This is a genomic window from Marinactinospora thermotolerans DSM 45154 (assembly GCF_900167435.1).
In the GTDB taxonomy this organism is placed as follows: Bacteria; Actinomycetota; Actinomycetes; order Streptosporangiales; family Streptosporangiaceae; genus Marinactinospora; species Marinactinospora thermotolerans.
In genome coordinates this window covers 169,658-185,599 of record NZ_FUWS01000012.1, presented here as the reverse complement: position 1 = coordinate 185,599, position 15,942 = coordinate 169,658, and the positions used below count along the sequence as shown (strand labels likewise).

At 72.6% G+C, this 15,942-nt stretch carries 14 protein-coding genes; 8 read left to right on the top strand and 6 right to left on the bottom strand.

Annotated features, from left to right (window positions below; genetic code table 11):
* Positions 1-3: 3 nt before the first annotated feature.
* Positions 4-456 (bottom strand): hypothetical protein, encoded by a 453-nt coding sequence (locus tag B5D66_RS20725; RefSeq protein ID WP_144390229.1) that lies wholly within the window; start codon positions 454-456, stop codon positions 4-6.
* A gap of 169 nt (positions 457-625) precedes the next feature.
* Between B5D66_RS20725 and metG the strand changes: the two genes are divergently transcribed.
* Positions 626-2,443, top strand: a complete 1,818-nt coding sequence (gene metG / locus B5D66_RS20720; RefSeq protein ID WP_078763450.1) for a methionine--tRNA ligase — start codon at positions 626-628, stop codon at positions 2,441-2,443.
* 138 nt (positions 2,444-2,581) lie between these two features.
* Positions 2,582-3,511 (top strand): TatD family hydrolase, encoded by a 930-nt coding sequence (locus B5D66_RS20715; RefSeq protein WP_235001129.1) that lies wholly within the window; start codon positions 2,582-2,584, stop codon positions 3,509-3,511.
* A 39-nt stretch (positions 3,512-3,550) separates the two neighbouring features.
* On the opposite strand, the gene B5D66_RS20710 is transcribed toward B5D66_RS20715, so the two are convergent.
* Positions 3,551-4,651: a CaiB/BaiF CoA transferase family protein gene (locus B5D66_RS20710; protein ID WP_078763448.1), complete on the bottom strand. Its 1,101-nt coding sequence runs from the start codon at positions 4,649-4,651 to the stop codon at positions 3,551-3,553.
* 283 nt (positions 4,652-4,934) lie between these two features.
* Here B5D66_RS20710 and B5D66_RS20705 point away from each other — a divergent pair, with 283 nt between their 5' ends.
* Both B5D66_RS20705 and rsmA read left to right on the top strand, forming a co-directional pair.
* Positions 4,935-6,140 carry a resuscitation-promoting factor gene (locus B5D66_RS20705; RefSeq protein WP_235001128.1) on the top strand — a complete coding sequence of 402 codons (1,206 nt, stop codon included), beginning with the start codon at positions 4,935-4,937 and terminating at the stop codon, positions 6,138-6,140.
* Between the two features lie 83 nt (positions 6,141-6,223).
* Positions 6,224-7,093: a 16S rRNA (adenine(1518)-N(6)/adenine(1519)-N(6))-dimethyltransferase RsmA gene (rsmA, locus tag B5D66_RS20700; protein WP_078763447.1), complete on the top strand. Its 870-nt coding sequence runs from the start codon at positions 6,224-6,226 to the stop codon at positions 7,091-7,093.
* 14 nt (positions 7,094-7,107) lie between these two features.
* Here rsmA and B5D66_RS20695 read toward each other — a convergent pair whose 3' ends face one another.
* Positions 7,108-9,003 (bottom strand): protein kinase domain-containing protein, encoded by a 1,896-nt coding sequence (locus B5D66_RS20695; RefSeq protein WP_078763505.1) that lies wholly within the window; start codon positions 9,001-9,003, stop codon positions 7,108-7,110.
* Positions 9,004-9,253: 250 nt separating this feature from the next.
* Here B5D66_RS20695 and B5D66_RS20690 point away from each other — a divergent pair, with 250 nt between their 5' ends.
* Positions 9,254-10,174, top strand: a complete 921-nt coding sequence (locus B5D66_RS20690) for a 4-(cytidine 5'-diphospho)-2-C-methyl-D-erythritol kinase (RefSeq protein ID WP_200813731.1) — start codon at positions 9,254-9,256, stop codon at positions 10,172-10,174.
* Between the two features lie 36 nt (positions 10,175-10,210).
* Here the strand turns inward: B5D66_RS20690 and soxR are convergent, their stop codons facing one another.
* Complete coding sequence (gene soxR / locus B5D66_RS20685; protein ID WP_078763445.1) at positions 10,211-10,672, bottom strand: redox-sensitive transcriptional activator SoxR; 462 nt, start codon at positions 10,670-10,672, stop codon at positions 10,211-10,213.
* A 65-nt stretch (positions 10,673-10,737) separates the two neighbouring features.
* Here soxR and B5D66_RS20680 point away from each other — a divergent pair, with 65 nt between their 5' ends.
* The 3 genes from B5D66_RS20680 to B5D66_RS20670 all read left to right on the top strand — a co-directional run bounded on the left by B5D66_RS20680 (position 10,738) and on the right by B5D66_RS20670 (position 14,278).
* Positions 10,738-11,430, top strand: a complete 693-nt coding sequence (locus B5D66_RS20680; protein ID WP_078763444.1) for a transketolase — start codon at positions 10,738-10,740, stop codon at positions 11,428-11,430.
* A 45-nt stretch (positions 11,431-11,475) separates the two neighbouring features.
* Positions 11,476-12,375, top strand: coding sequence for a transketolase family protein (locus B5D66_RS20675; protein WP_078763504.1), 900 nt, complete (start codon positions 11,476-11,478; stop codon positions 12,373-12,375).
* A gap of 118 nt (positions 12,376-12,493) precedes the next feature.
* Positions 12,494-14,278 carry an ABC-F family ATP-binding cassette domain-containing protein gene (locus B5D66_RS20670; RefSeq protein WP_078763443.1) on the top strand — a complete coding sequence of 595 codons (1,785 nt, stop codon included), beginning with the start codon at positions 12,494-12,496 and terminating at the stop codon, positions 14,276-14,278.
* A gap of 65 nt (positions 14,279-14,343) precedes the next feature.
* On the opposite strand, the gene B5D66_RS20665 is transcribed toward B5D66_RS20670, so the two are convergent.
* A complete protein-coding gene (locus B5D66_RS20665) occupies positions 14,344-15,276 on the bottom strand; it encodes an SGNH/GDSL hydrolase family protein (protein ID WP_235001127.1) in 933 nt (310 codons plus the stop codon).
* A gap of 69 nt (positions 15,277-15,345) precedes the next feature.
* The gene (locus B5D66_RS20660) at positions 15,346-15,855 is read right to left on the bottom strand and encodes a MarR family winged helix-turn-helix transcriptional regulator (protein WP_078763503.1); all 510 of its coding nucleotides are present in this window, start codon (positions 15,853-15,855) and stop codon (positions 15,346-15,348) included.
* Positions 15,856-15,942 lie beyond the last annotated feature (87 nt).

Genomic DNA, 15,942 nt, shown 5'->3' with positions numbered 1-15,942 from the left:
CTCTCACGACTGGTCGGGACTCCCCGGCAGGGCCGGGGACGGGGATGGGGGAGCGGCGTCGTGAGGGGGCGCGCGGCTGGGCGGCAGAACCGAGGGCACGCCCGCGTCGGGCCGGCCCTGTTCCCCCGGCGGCGGCGGGAGGCGGTGGTCGCCGTCGGACCGGCGCGGCGCCGGAACACCGGGCAGGTAGCCGTCGGGGAGGTCGCGCGGGGCCGACCGGTGCTCACCGCCCCACTTGGCGAGGGCCAGCGCGATGGAGGCGGAGTCGGCGGGGCCGATGACCGCGTGCGGCCCGAAGCCGACGGTGAAGGAGGACGACCGTTCGGGCCGGGGCGAGGGCTCGGGCAGCCCGAGGGCCGCGGCCGGCGGAGCCGGCGCGCACAGCGCGACCACCAAGGCGGCCAGCAGGGTGGCCAGGGCACGCAGCACCGGGGTGACCACCTTCCCTCGGGTCATGGGAGGCCGCGGGACACCCGCCGTGACGTCCCACGGGGGCGGGCGCGGCCACCTGGGCCTCAGGTTTCACACCCTACCGAGGGGACCTCACGAAAAGGTCGCGCCGCAGCGGCCGCGCGCGGTCGGGAAGACGTGCGAATCCGGGCGCGTGCGGCTTTAGGCTTGTGTCATGTCGTCGAAACGCCACATCCTGACCGCAGTGGCCTGGCCTTACGCCAACGGCCCTCGCCACATCGGGCACGTCTCCGGATTCGGGGTCCCCTCCGACGTCTTCGCCCGGTTCCAGCGAATGTCGGGCAACCACGTGCTCATGGTCAGCGGCACCGACGAACACGGAACCCCCATCCAGGTCCTCGCCGACCAGGAAGGGGTGACGGCGCGCCGGCTCGCCGACCGGTACAACCGCATCATCGCCGAGGACCTCGTCGCGCTCGGCCTCTCCTACGACCTGTTCACCCGCACCACGACCGCCAACCACTACGCGGTGGTGCAGGAGCTCTTCACCGGGCTCTACAACAACGGCTACATCTTCACCAAGACCACCAAGGGCGCCATCTCGCCCTCCACCGGGCGCACCCTGCCCGACCGTTACGTCGAGGGCACCTGTCCCATCTGCGGCTACGACGGCGCCCGCGGCGACCAGTGCGACAACTGCGGCAACCAGCTCGACCCGGTCGACCTCATCGACCCCCGCTCCAAGATCAACGGCGAGACCCCGGAGTTCGTCGACACCGAGCACTTCATGCTCGACCTCCCGGCGTTCACCGAGATCCTCGGAACGTGGTTGAAGTCCAAGGCCGGGCAGTGGCGGCCGAACGTCTTGAAGTTCTCGCTCAACCTCCTCGACGACCTCCAGCCGCGCGCCATCAGCCGCGACCTCGACTGGGGCGTTCCCATCCCGATCGAGGGGTGGAGCGAACAGGCCAACAAGCGGCTCTACGTGTGGTTCGACGCGGTCGTCGGCTACCTCTCGGCCGCGATCGAGTGGGCCCAGCGCAGCGGCGACCCCGAGGCGTGGCGGCGCTGGTGGCAGGCGGAGGACGCCGAGTCCTACTACTTCATGGGCAAGGACAACATCGTCTTCCACGCCGAGATCTGGCCCGCGATGCTGCTCGGCTACAACGGCAAGGGCGACCGCGGCGGCCGGCCCGGGACGCTCGGTGAGCTGAACCTGCCCACCGAGGTGGTCTCCAGCGAGTTCCTGACCATGGAGGGGCGCAAGTTCTCCTCCTCCCGCCGGGTCGTCATCTACGTGCGCGACTTCCTCCAGCGCTACTCCGCCGACGCGCTGCGCTACTACATCATCGCGGCCGGACCCGAGACCCAGGACACCGACTTCACCTGGGCCGAGTTCGTCCGTCGCAACAACGACGAGCTCGTCGCCGCGTGGGGCAACCTCGTCAACCGCTCCATCTCGATGGCGGCCAAGAACATCGGCGCGATCCCCGAGGCGGGCGAGCTCACCGACGAGGACCGCCGTGTCCTGGACGCCTCCAAGGCGGCCTTCGACGTCGTCGGCGGCCACATCGACCGCTCCCGGTTCAAGGCCGGCCTCCAAGAGGCCATGCGCACCGTGGCCGAGGCCAACAAGTACATCTCCGACCAGGCCCCGTGGGCGTTGAAGAAGACCGACCCGGAGCGGATGAGGACGGTGCTGCACGTCGCGCTCCAGCTCGTCGACGACGCCAAGACGTTGCTGACGCCCTTCCTCCCCGCGTCCTCCAACAAGGTCTACGCCATGCTCGGCGGGACCGGGGTCTGGTCGGCGATGCCGCGCCTGGAAGAGGTCACCGACTCCATCGGCGGCGAGGAGGGCACCTCCACCTACCCGGTCATCACCGGCGACTACGCCGACAGCGAGGCGCGCTGGGAGTCCATCCCGATCCGGCCGGGGACCCCGCTGGAGCCCCCGACCCCGCTGTTCGCCAAGCTCGACCCCAGCGTGGTCGACGAGGAGCTGGCGCGTCTCGAAGAGGCCGCGGGCTGATCCCGTCGCGTCTCCGGTCCCCGCGCGGGGACCGGAGACGCGAGACGGGTGCATCCCGGCGGGCGCCGCCCGATGACGCGGGTGCCCGCCGAAGCCGTCCGCAACGCTCTCGCCCGCCCGTCCATAGACTGGACTTCCGTGAGTACCAGCAAGCGCAGCGGTGAGGCCGTGCGCAACCGCAACGCCCAGACGCCGCCACCCGCGCCCGAGCCGCTGCGGATCCCGGTGGCCGACAGCCACACCCACATGGACATGCAGACGCCGGACGTCCCCGACATCATCGCGGCGGCGGCCGCGGTCGGCGTCACCCCGTTGATCCAGGTGGGGGTGGACCTTCCGTCCTCACAATGGGCGGCCGACGTCGCCGCCCGCCACGAGACGGTGTGGGCTGCCGTCGCGCTGCACCCCAACGAGGCGCCCAGGATCGTCCACGGCGACGGCGCGCCGGGCGTGGAACCCGATGACACCGACTGGGCCGGCAAGCGTCGTCCGGCGGGCGGCATGGCCGCTCTTGAGGACGCGCTCGCCGAGATCGACCGGCTCGCCGCGCTGCCCCAGGTGCGCGCGGTGGGCGAGACCGGTCTCGACTACTTCCGCACCGGACCCGAGGGGGTGCGGGCCCAGCAGGAGTCCTTCCGCCGGCACATCGACATCGCCCGGCGCCACGACCTGGCGGTGATGATCCACGACCGGGACGCCCACGACGACGTGCTGCGGGTCCTGGAGGAGGAGGGCGCGCCGCGCACGGTGATCTTCCACTGCTTCTCCGGGGACGCGCGGATGGCCAAGGTGTGCGCCGACCGTGGTTATTTCATGAGCTTCGCCGGAAACGTCACCTTCGCCAGCGCCGAGCCGCTGCGCGAGGCCGCGCGGGTCGCCCCGTCCGAACTGATCCTGGTCGAGACCGACGCCCCGTTCCTGACCCCCAAGCCCTACCGGGGGCGTCCCAACGCCCCCTACCTGATCCCGCACACGCTGCGCTCGCTGGCCCAGACCAAGGACATGGCCGAGGACGAGCTCGCCTCCGCCGTGGCGGCCAACGCGGTGCGGGCGTTCGGCCTGGCCTGACGGCGGGGACGGGCCCGGCCCCGCCCGGGCCGTCCCCGGTCAGGGGGAGGAGACCCCCCATTCCTTCAGCGTGTCCTCCAACGAGGGCGCGGCGAAGTCGGGGTCGCGGGTGGTCCGGCCGGGGGTCCGGCTGAAACGCGGGGCGGGGCCGGGGAAGACGCGATCGCCCTTGCGGACGACCGAGCCGCGCGCCCGCACGTGCGGGTGGTCGGGGGCCTCGGCCATCGACAGGATCGGCTGGACGCAGGCGTCGGTGTCGCCGAAGACCTCCGCCCACTCGGCGCGAGTGCGGGTGCGCAGCACCGCGGCGAAGCGGGCACGCAGCTCGGGCCAGCGGTCCCGGTCCCACTGGTCGGGCAGGTCCGCGTCGGCCAGCCCCAACCCGTCGAGGAACGCGGCGTAGAACCGGGGTTCGATGCAGCCGACGCTGACGTGCCGGCCGTCGGCGCACTCGTAGACGTCGTACCAGGGGGCGCCGGTGTCGAGGTAGTTGGTGCCGCGTTCGTCGCTCCAGGCGCCACGGTCGCGGTCCTCATAGACCATGGACATCAACAGCGCGCTGCCGTCGACCATCGCCGCGTCGACCACCTGCCCCCGCCCGGAACGCTGGCGCTCCACGAGCGCGCTGAGAATGCCGGTGACGACGAACATCGTGCCGCCGCCGAAGTCACCGACGAGGTTGGCCGGTGGCAGCGGTGCCTGTCCGGCGCGTCCGAAACTGTGCAGTGCGCCGTTGAGCGCGATGTAGTTCATGTCGTGTCCGGCGCGGTGGGCGAGCGGTCCGTCCTGGCCCCAGCCGGTCATCCGCGCGTAGACCAGCCCCGGATTGGCCTGGAGGCACTCGTCCGGCCCCAGGCCCAACCGTTCCATGACACCGGGCCGGAAGCCCTCCAGAAGGACGTCGGCCGCCGCGACGAGTTCGCGCGCGGTGCGCAGCCCCGCCTCGCTTTTGAGGTCGGCGCCGATCACGGGACGGCCCGCGCTCATGTGCGGCACCTGTCCCCGGCCGGCCGCCTCGGCCGCGGCGGGCCGGTCGATCCGGATGACGCTGGCGCCCAGGTCGGCGAGGAGCATGGCGGCCATCGGGCCGGGGCCGATCCCGGTGAACTCCACGACCCGTATTCCATTGAGGGGACCCATGCGCGACCTCCACGGTGGTGCGGCGTTTCCGGTTGGGCTCCTCATTGTGCCGACTCGTCCGTCTCCAGATGGCGTTCGGGTCGTGACAGCCGCCAATGGCTTCTGATTCGGCCATCCCCAAAGCAGAAATGTGGCCCCTGTGGTAACTTCCGGATGCCGGCGATCGTCGGTACAGCGGGCATTCCGCGCGCCGCGCGCCCCTCGCCGGAGACCGCCGGGCCCGAGCCGGCGGACCGCTCCGCCCCCGCTTCCTCCTCCCTGTGATCGCGAAGGTCTGAGAATCGTGCGCATCCGGTCTGCACCTTCCCGCCGTTCCCGCCGCCGGGCCAAGGCCCCCGCCGCCTCGGCCGGTCCCTCCGCTTCCTCTCCCCGCCGCGGTAGACGTCCCCGAGGTCTGGTCATCGGCGTCGCCGCCGCGGTCGCCCTCCTGGTCGCCGGCGGGGGTACCGCCTTCGCCATGGACAAGCGCATCACGGTCGACGTCGACGGCCAGACCCGTACGGTCCACACCTTCGGCGGAACCGTCGCCGAGGTGCTCGACTCGGCCGGGGTCGCCCTGGACGAGCAGGACGCGGTGGCCCCCTCCCCCGACACCGAGCTCGGCCAGGGCGGGATGATCCTCGTCCGCAGCGCCCGTGACCTCATCCTCGACATCGAGGGCGAGGAGCAGACCCACCGGGTCACCGCCCTCACCGTCGGCGAGGCTCTCGGCCAGATCGGGCTGGCCGACGAGGCCCTCACCCTGTCGGTCGAGCGCAGCGAGGAGATCCCCCTGGAGGGCCTGCGCGTCGAAGCGCGTCAAGGCCGCCACCTCGTCATCCTGCGCGACCAGGTCCGGATCGAGGTCGACACCGTCGCCGCGACCGTCGGAGAGGTGCTGGAGGAGAACGGCATCACGCTCGGCGAACACGACGAGGTCGAGCCCGCGGCCGACACCAAGGTCACCGACGGCATGGTCATCGACGTCACGCAACTGCTCGGCGAGCCCAAGACCAAGGAGGTCCCGATCGAGGCCGAGGTCGAGGAGCGCGAGAACCCCGACCTCGACGAGGGCGAGAAGAAGGTCGTCACCGAGCCCGAGGACGGCGTGAAGAAGGTCACCTACGCCATGGTCATGGAGGAGGGCGAGGAGACCGAGGTCGTCTTGAAGGAGGAGGTCGTCAAGGAACCGGTGGCCGGCGTCACCGAGATCGGCACCAAGGAAGAGGAGCCCGAGGTCGACCCCAACGTGGGCGGCTCCGCCGACAGCCTCAACTGGGCCGGGCTGGCCCAGTGCGAGTCCGGAGGCGACCCCACCGCGGTCAACCCCGCCGGCTACTACGGCCTGTACCAGTTCTCCATCCCCACCTGGCAGTCGGCCGGCGGCAGCGGCCTGCCGAGCGAGGCCAGCCCCGAGGAGCAGACGATGCGCGCCAAGACCCTCTACAACATGGTCGGCGGCAACTGGCAGAGCCAGTGGCCCGTGTGCGGCGTCCACCTGCACCAGTGACCGCTTCCCCGGCCCCGGACCGTCCTCCTCGCGTGAGGACGGTCCGGGGCCGGGGCGCGTCGCGGTCCTGCGAAAATGGGAGGGTGACCTCTCCCGACACCTCCGGCACCGCCCGGCTCCTCAGCCCCGCCGACGTTCGGCGGCTGGCCGACCGGTTGGGCGTGCGCCCCACCAAGACCCTGGGCCAGAACTTCGTCATCGACGCCGGCACCGTGCGCCGGATCGTGCGCGCCTCCGGTGTCGAGGCCGACGACGTCGTCGTCGAGGTCGGCCCGGGGCTGGGATCGTTGACGCTCGCGCTGCTCCCCCACGTCAGCCGGGTCACCGCGGTCGAGATCGACCCCAGGCTCGCCGCCGCGCTGCCCGGGACGGTCGCCGAACACGCCCCCGGCCTCGCCGACCGCCTGGAGGTGGTCACCGCCGACGCGATGAGGATCACCGAGCTCCCGGGACCGGCGCCCACGGCGCTCGTGGCCAACCTGCCCTACAACGTGGCCGTGCCCGTGGTGCTGCACCTCCTGGAACTGCTGCCCTCGCTGCGGCGGGGCCTGGTCATGGTCCAGGCCGAGGTCGCCGACCGTCTCGCGGCGGAGCCGGGAAGCCGCACCTATGGCACCCCCTCGGTCAAGGCCGCCTGGTACGCCGAGGTGCGCCGGGCTGGGGCGATCGGGCGCAACGTGTTCTGGCCGGCGCCCAACGTCGACTCCGGCCTGGTCGAGCTGCGCCGCCGGGCCGCTCCCGCGACGACGGCCTCCCGGGAAGAGGTGTTCGCCGTCATCGACGCCGCCTTCGCGCAACGCCGCAAGACGCTGCGGGCGGCCCTGGCCTCGTGGGCGGGCTCGGCGCCCGCGGCCGAGGCGGCGCTACGCGCGGCCGGGGTGGAGCCCGCCACCCGGGGCGAGGCGCTGGGAGTCGAGGCGTTCGCCCGCATCGCCGAGAACCGCCCGGCCTGATCGGACCGCGGCCGTCAGGCGGGCTCTCCCGCGGGCGTCGTCGCCAGCCTGATCCGGGCGCCCTCGCTCGTCTCGCGGCCGTGCAGGATGAGGACCGAGGGCTGCGTGTCGGCCGCCATGGCGAACACGATCTCCCCCTCGGCCGTCTCGCCGGGGCCGATCCGCCCCCACAGGGACTGGTCGGCCTCCTCCGGGGTCGGATCGGTCGCCAGGTACTCCATGGACTCGCTGTCGAACAGCCGGTTCCACTCGGGCTGGATCTCGACCGTCTGGGTGGTGAGGTTACGCACCTGGACCGGGAAGACGCAGTAGGTGCGCTCGGGGAACTGTGGCCGGCCGCCGATCCCGGTGCCGCAGCGGTAGTCCAGCACCGTGAAGTTCAGCGTCCCGTCGCTGCCCGAGAACCGGGGGGCGGGGTCGGCGCCGTCGCCGTCCTCGGCGGGGCCGTCGGCCGAGGGGGCCTCCTGCCCGGAGGAGGAGGCGTTGTCCTGCCAGGGCCAGGACAGGCCGTTGGCGCCGAGCGCGGTCAGCAGCGCGAACAGGGCGATGAGCAGGACCACCGCCGTGACCGCGACCACGATGAGCCAGCGGTTGCGCCGGCCGGCGGGTTGCGCGGGTGCGCGCGGGGGCGGTGGAACCGGCGGGACGTAGGGCTGGGCCTGGGGTCGGGCGCCGGAGGGACCTCGGGCGGGGGCCGGATGCTGGGTCCCCGAGGACGCTCCCGCACCGCCGTGCTGGGGGCCGGCCGTGGGGAACTGCCCCGTGTGGTGGGCGGGCCGCTGTGGAGCGGGGCCGGGCGCGCCGAGGTGCCCCATCTGCCGGCCCTGGTGGGCGCCCTGCGGGGCCGCGCCGGGCGGGCCGGGGTGGCCGGGATAGGACGGGGCGTGCTGCGGGGCCTGGCCGGGCAGGGGAGCGGGCTGCTGAGGGTGGCGCGGGCCGCCGCCCTGGTGCGGTCCCGGCGCGCCCTGGTGCTGTTGCGGGGGCATGGGCGGGATCGGGGGCAGGTTCGGCCGCCACGACTGGTGCAGCGCGTGGCTGACCATGTCGTTGGCGTCGCCGCTGTCCTCGGTGTTCCCGCCGCCTCCGGCCAGGGCCAGCAGGAGGTCCTGGGCCTTGGGACGCCGTTCGGGCTCCTTGGCCAGGGCCTGGGCGACGAGCCGGTCCAAAGGGCTGTCGAGACCGTTGATCTGCGGTTCGGCGAAGAGCACCCGTTTGCCGAGCGTCATCGCGTCACCGTTGCCGAAGGGGTGCGTCGCGGTCCCGGCGAACGCCACGAGGCATCCCCAGGCGAAGATGTCGGCCGCGGTGGTGACCTTCTCCTCAAGGAGCTGCTCGGGGGCCATCCAACCGGGACTGCCCATGACGATCCCGGTCTGGGTGTGGTTGGTGGCGGTGTTGAGCGCCCTGGCGATGCCGAAGTCGATCACCCGGGGACCCGACAACGACAGCAGGACGTTGGCGGGCTTGAGGTCGCGGTGGACCAGGCCGGCGCCGTGGATCGCGGCGAGCGCGGCGGCCACGCCCAGGGCGAAACCGTGCAGGGTGCTGGAGTCGAGCGGCCCATGCGTGGCGATGTGCTCGGCCAACGCGGTCCCGGCGATGTACTCGGTGACCATGTAGGGCCGGTTCTCGAACGTGCCGTGGTCGAGCACCTTGGCGGTACAGAAGGAGGCCACCCTGCGGGCGTTCTCCATCTCGTCGCGGAAGCGGGCCCGGGTGGCCTCGTCGAAGGCCAGCTCCGGCCGGATCACCTTGATCGCAACCTGGGCACCCTTCTCGGGGGCGCGGCCGAGGTAGACCGTCCCCATTCCTCCGCTGCCCAGGCGTCCGGCCAGCACGTATGGACCGATGGTCGCCGGATCTCCGGCGGCCAACGGTTCCAGGTTCTTCGGGAGCCCATCCGACGGCAAGCGACCCTCCCCGACGGTGTCCAAACTCCGTCTGGCCCAAAGGTAGCGGGGATCGTGTCCTGATACCCACCCGCACCGGTCGCCGCGCTCTTTTCGGCCAGCCGTGTCGCAAGGGCGACGGGGGCCGGGGAGGAAAGGGCGGAGCCGTCCGCTGTCGCGGACACGGGAAGTGAACCGCGTGAACAGCCCATGTGGACGGGTGGGTTCACGGGGGTGGGGTTTCCTTTACGATCTAGGACTCGTGACCGCTATGACCGCCGTAACCGTCCGGGTACCCGCGAAGGTGAACCTTCAGCTAGCGGTGGGGCCAGCGCGTGAAGATGGATACCACGATCTGGTCAATGTCTTTCACGCTGTTTCGCTCTTCGACGAGGTTACCGTCACGCCGGGGGAACCCGGTTCGGGCCGGGGGCCGGTGTCGCTGAGCATCGACGGCGAGATCGGCTCCCGCGCCGCGGACGTCCCGCTGGACGCCAGCAACCTGGCCGCCAAGGCCGCTCGACTTCTGGCACGTGAGACGGGTGCCGGCGGTCCTGTCCGAATCCACCTGCGCAAGGCCATTCCGGTGGCCGGCGGCATGGCCGGGGGCAGCGCGGACGCCGCGGCCACCCTTGTGGCGTGCGACACATTGTGGGGGACGGGGGTCCCGAGGGAGGAGCTGTTGCGGCTCGCCGCCGAGCTCGGCAGCGATGTGCCCTTCCCCCTGGTCGGTGGGACGGCCGTGGGCACCGGGCGGGGCGAGCGCCTGGCCCCGGTGCCCTGCCGTGGCCGCTTCCACTGGGTGTTCGCCCTGGCCGAGGCGGGCCTGTCCACCGCTTCGGTGTTCGCCGAGTACGACCGGTTGCGCCCGGACGCGCCGCGGCCCAGGCTCGATGACGACCTCGTGGCGGCACTGGCCGCCGGCGACGCCCGGGCGCTGGGCGCCGCCCTCTCCAACGACCTGGAGCGGGCCGCGTTCTCGCTGCGCCCGCGGTTGCGCGACGTCTTGACGACGGGCAGGCGGGCCGGCGCGCTCGGCGCGATCGTGTCGGGGTCGGGGCCGACGTGCGCCTTCCTCGCGGCCGACGAGACCGCGGCGGCCGAGGTGGCCGCCGCGCTCGACGGGTCGGGGCGGTGCGCGCGCACGGTCCGGGCGCACGGGGACGTGCCCGGTACCACCGTGGTCGGCTGAGCGCCGGCAAGCCCGTGGAGACGGCCGGGCGGCGGGTCACATGCCGCCCTCCCGCGCCGGTTTGAGCAGGGGAGCCCCGGGGCCGTTGGCGGCGAGAACGTCGTCGCGGTTGTGCAGGCCGCACGAGCGCAGCGACAGACACCCGCACCCGATGCACGAGGTGAGCCGGTCGCGCAGCCGTTGCAGCGCGTCGATGCGGGTGTCCAGCTCGGTCCGCCACTGCTCGGACAGGCGCGCCCAGTCGGCGGCGGTCGGGGTGCGCTGGTCGGGCAGGGTCGCCAGCGCGTCGTGGATCTGGCTCAGGGACAGGCCGACGCGCTGGGCGGCCGAGATGAACGCGAGCCGGCGCAGCGTGCTGCGGTGGTAGCGGCGCTGGTTGCCGCTGGTGCGCTCGCTGGTGATGAGGCCGCGCTCCTCGTAGAAGCGCAGGGTGGTGTGCGGTACGCCGCTGCGTTCGGCCAGCTGGCCGATGGTCAGTCGTACGGGAAGGTGTGCCACGTCACTCTCCGTTCCAGGGTCCGGACGCTTGACCTCTAGTTAACTCGAGGTTCGAGACTGGCGGCATGGCGACGACGACTCTTTCCAGGTACGCCGATCTGCCCGCGCTCATCGGACTGATGTCAGGCGACGAGAAACACCAGGCGGCCGCGACGTCCACCCTGGATGTGCTCTGGGTCCTCTACGACCGCGTCCTCAACGTGGCCCCCGACCGGATCGACGACCCCGACCGTGACCGGTTCCTCCTCTCCAAGGGGCACGGGCCGATCTGCTACTACGCGGTGCTCGCGGCGAAGGGGTTCCTCAACGCGCGCACGCTGCGCCATTGGAACCGCGTCGACTCCCCGCTCGGACAGCATCCCGACCGGACCCTCATCCCCGGGGTGGAGATCGGCAGCGGTTCGCTCGGACACGGCCTGGGGCTCGCCCTGGGCACGGTGCTGGGGCTGCGCGCCCAGGGCCGCACCACCCCGCGCGTCGTCGTCCTCCTCGGCGACGCCGAACTGGACGAGGGCAGCAACCACGAGGCGATCGCGGTCGCCGGAAGGCTCGGGATGACCGAACTCACCGCCGTCGTCATCGACAACCGCTCGGCGTCACTCGGCTGGCCGGGCGGCATCGCCGACCGGTTCGCCCGTGAGGGGTGGGCCACCCGCACCGTCAACGGACGCGACCACGCGGCCCTCTACGAGGCGTTCACCGCCCCCCACACCGGACACCCGCTGGCCGTCGTGGCCCGGGTCGCACCCAAGGAGTGACAACAGATGACCCTGACCGTCCCACCGACCGTCACCTCCCAGGAGATGCGGGAGGTGTTCATCACCACCGTGACCGAGGCGCTGGACGCCGACCCCCGGGTGGCCCTGGTCCTCGCCGACATCTCCGCCGATCGGTTCACCGCGGTGGCCGCCCGGCACCCGGACCGGGTCATCAACGTCGGCATACGCGAGCAGTTGATGATCGGTGTCGCCGGCGGCCTGGCGTTGACCGGTCTGCGCCCGGTCGTGCACACCTACACCCCCTTCCTGCTGGAGCGTCCGTTCGAGCAGGTCAAACTCGACCTGGGACACCAGGACGTCGGCGCGGTGCTGGTCAGCATCGGCGGCTCCTACGACGCGCCCGAGGCCGGGCGCACCCACATGGCGCCGGGCGACGTCGCCCTGCTGGACACCCTGCCGGGCTGGACCGTGCACGTCCCCGGCCACCAGGACGAGGTGCCGGACCTGCTGCGCTCCGCGCTGGCCTCGGACGAGCGCGTCTACCTGCGCCTGTCCTCCCGGGGCAACGCGGCGGCCCGTCCGGTGGGACAGGGCATGGTGGTCGTCCGGGCGGGGTCGGCGCGGTCACTGGGAGTGGTCGTGGCGGTGGGGCCGATGCTGGACCGGGTGCTCGCCGCGACGGAGGGGGTCGACGTGACGGTGGCCTACCTGGCCACGGTGCGACCGTTCGACCGCGCGGGGCTGAACAGGATCGTCGCGGCGGCCGGCCGGGCCGACGTGATGGTGGTCGAGCCCTACCTGGCGGGAACCTCCGCCCCCGAGGTCGCGGTCGCGTTGGAGGACCGGCGGCACCGGCAAAGGTCGCTGGGGGTCTCCCGCGAGACGGAGGTGCGGGCCTATGGGACGACGGCCGACCATGATCGCCTCCACGGCCTCGACGTGCCGGGCATCGCCGCCGCCGTACGTTCCTTCTTCGCCGCCTGACCCCGCGACCGGCGAGCCCTCGCACGATGATCGGCGGGGGTCGCCGGCGTTTCGGGGAGTGCGCGCAGGAAGAGGAATGGTCCGCGCGGTCGGGTGGAGCCAGCACAATGGAACCACGATGAATCTGGTCAACCTTCAGGACGTCTCCCTCGCCTACGGGCCGCTGGTGCTCCTCGATTCGGTCTCGCTCGGGGTCGACGAGGGGGACCGGATCGGCGTCGTCGGCCGTAACGGGGGTGGCAAGTCCACGCTGATGTCCGTGGTCGCCGGACGTGTCGAGCCCGACTCCGGCAGGGTGGTGCACAACCGCGGCCTGCGCGTCGGGTTCCTGCACCAGCGCGACTCCTTTCCCGACACCACCGTCGGCGCGTTCGTGCTCGGGGAGCGCTCCGAGCACGAGTGGGCGGGCGACGCCCGCATCCGCGACGTGCTGCGCGGCCTCCTGGGCGGCTGGGACCTCGACCTCCCGATGGCGAACCTGTCGGGCGGGGAGCGGCGCCGGGCGACACTCGCGCGGCTTCTCGTCGAGACCCACGACCTGATCCTGCTGGACGAGCCGACCAACCACCTCGACATCGAGGGCATCGCCTGGCTCGCCGAGCACATGCGGGCACGCCGTGAGGCCCTGGTGGTCGTCACCCACGACCGCTGGTTCCTCGACGCGGTCACCAACCGCACGTGGGAGGTCGTGGACGGCCGGGTCGAACGCTACGAGGGCGGCTATGCCGCCTACGTGCTCGCCAAGGCCGAGCGCCGTCGCCTGGAGCAGGCGGCCGAGGAACGCCGGCAGAACCTCATGCGCAAGGAACTCGCCTGGCTGCGCCGCGGCCCGCCCGCCCGCACCTCCAAGCCCAAGTTCCGGATCGAGGCCGCCAACGAGCTCATCGCCGACGTGCCGCCCGTCCGCGACACGGTGGAGCTGGTCAGGTTCGCGACCTCGCGGCTCGGCAAGACCGTCATCGACCTCGACGACGTGACGCTGCGCGTGGGCGACCGCACCCTGCTGGAACGTCTCACCTGGCAGCTCGGGCCCGGCGAGCGGGTCGGGCTGGTCGGTGTGAACGGCGCCGGCAAGACCACGCTGCTGCGCGTGCTCGCCGGTGACCGCGAGCCCGACGAGGGCGGGGTGCGCAGGGGCAAGACGGTGCGGCTCGCGCACCTGTCGCAGAACCTCACCGAGCTGGACCCCGGCCGGCGCCCGCTGGAGACCGTGATGGACGTGCGCGAGCACGTCACGATCGGCAAGCGCGAGTACTCGGCCAGCCAGATGCTGGAACGCTTCGGATTCCGGGGCGAACGCCAGTGGACCCCGATCGGCGACCTGTCGGGCGGGGAGCGGCGGCGTCTCCAGCTGCTCCGGTTGCTCATGGACGAGCCGAACGTGCTGCTCCTGGACGAGCCGACCAACGACCTCGACATCGAGACGCTCAACGAGCTTGAGGACCTGCTCGACGGGTGGCCCGGGTCGCTCGTCCTGGTCAGCCACGACCGCTACTTCCTGGAGCGGGTGTGCGACAAGGTGCTCGCGCTGCTGGGCGACCGCCGCATGGTGTTCCTGCCGGGCGGTGTCGACGAGTACCTGGCCCGGCGCGTCGACCCGGAGTCCGGGCGGGTCCCCGTCTCGGGCGGCTCGGGGGACCGGTCCGGTCCTTTGGCCGCCGAGCGCGCGGAGCCGGGGCTGTCGGCCGGCGAGCGCAGGGCGGTGCAGAAGGAGATGCAGCGCATCGAGCGCCGCATCGACCGCATCGGCGCCCGGGAGGCCGAGCTGCACGACCTGATGGCCGGGGCCGCCAACGACTACACCCGGCTGGCCGAGCTCGACGCCGAGCTCAAGACGCTCACCGCCGAGCGTGAGGAGCTGGAGGAACTCTGGCTCATCGAGGCGGAGAAACTGGGCGAGTAGCCCGCGGGGCGGCCCGGTGCCGGGCCGCCCCGCCCCGTCCTCCCCGCGCCGCGCGCTACGCCGGCTCAGGTCCCTTCGAGCGTGTCGGCGAACGTCCGGGCGATCCGCTCGGCTCCGGAGGGGCGGGGATGGATGTCCGGCCCCACCCCGATGTCGCACATCCAGGTGGTGTCGCAGATCAGTTGCGCGTTGGCGGGCAGGCCGGTCTCGCTGTCGGCGGGGACCTGGAAATCGTCGGAGTCGAAGGCCGCGGCGACGTCGGCGACCTCGATCCCCGCGGAGGCGTAGGCGTCGGTGAGCGTCGCGTTCAGCTCGGCCACGACGTCCGCCGAGTAGCGGGCGAGTTCCCCGGGGGCGCGCCCCTCAGCCAGGGGTGGGGCCGCCGTCCCGGCGCCGTCGAGCAGCAGGACGGCGAGGAACGGGTTGTAGTAGGTCATGCCGACGATGGGGACGTCCTCGCCGGCCGCGGCGCGCAGCCGCTCGGCGATCTGCGGGACATTGCGTTCGACGGCCGACAGCCCCTCGCGGACGCAGGTCTCGTCGATGCGCGCGGACGAGAGCCCCTCCGTCAGGGAGGCGCAGCGCATGACGTCGTTGGCGCCGATGTCGATCGTCACCAGCGTGGTCCGGTCACGGTGCTCGCGGAGGAACCCCTCGGCCGCGGCGAGCTGGGACCCGGCCGGGTGGTCGCATCCCGGCGCCCCTCCGCCGAGGAAGCTCGCGCTGTCCTCTCCCGAGCACCCCAGCCGCTCGTGTTCCAGGGAGGGGAGGCGTTCCCGCAGGGTGCGCGCGAGCACGTCGGGGTAGCCCTCGTCGGTCTCGACCAGGCCGCCGGTCCCGTCGGGGCGGGCCCCCACGGCCAGCGAGTCTCCCAGGGACAGGTAGTGACGCGGGAGGTCGGAGGGCGCCGTGGACGGACCTTCCGAGGCGGCGGTGCATCCGGCCAGGAGGGTCAGGGCGGCGGCGGCCATGGCGGAGGCCCATCTGCGTGGGGTCACGTCTGCTCCTCGGGACGTCCGGGCACAGGCGGTCGGGACGGCCGCGCCGGGACGCGCCCGTCCACGGTCTCAGGTGCGCTGGCGGGGGTCGGGCTCGTCGAGGGGGGACAGCAGGGACCTGAGCAGGGCGGCGAGCCGGCGCCGCTCCGAGGCGGGCATCGCTCCCAGGATCGTCTTCTCGTAGTCCAGCAGCGCGGTCAGCGCGCCGTCGACCCGCTCCCGGCCCTCATCGGTCAGGCGGACCAGGACGCCCCGCTTGTCGGCGGGATCGGGGAAGCGGCGCACCAGGCCGGCCGCGGCGAGGCGGTCGATCCGGTTGGTCATGGTGCCGGAGGTGACGAGCGTGGCGCGCAGCAGGCGGCCCGGGCTCAGCTCGTAGGGCGGTCCGGAGCGGCGGAGCTCGGCGAGCACGTCGAACTCCCACGGCTCCAGGCCGTGTTCGGTGAACACCGTGCGTCGTGCGCGGTCCAGGTGCCGGGCCAGGCGGGAGACCCGGCTGAGGACCTGGAGCGGCTCGACGTCGAGGTCGGGGCGTTCCGCCCGCCACGCCTCGACCAGCCCATCAACCTCGTCGCGCATGGCCACAGCTTATCTCTCGATATCGAGATAGTGCGGTCGGAGAGCGAGTTCCCCCTCAACCGATCCGGCGGCGCGGCTCCGGCCGGC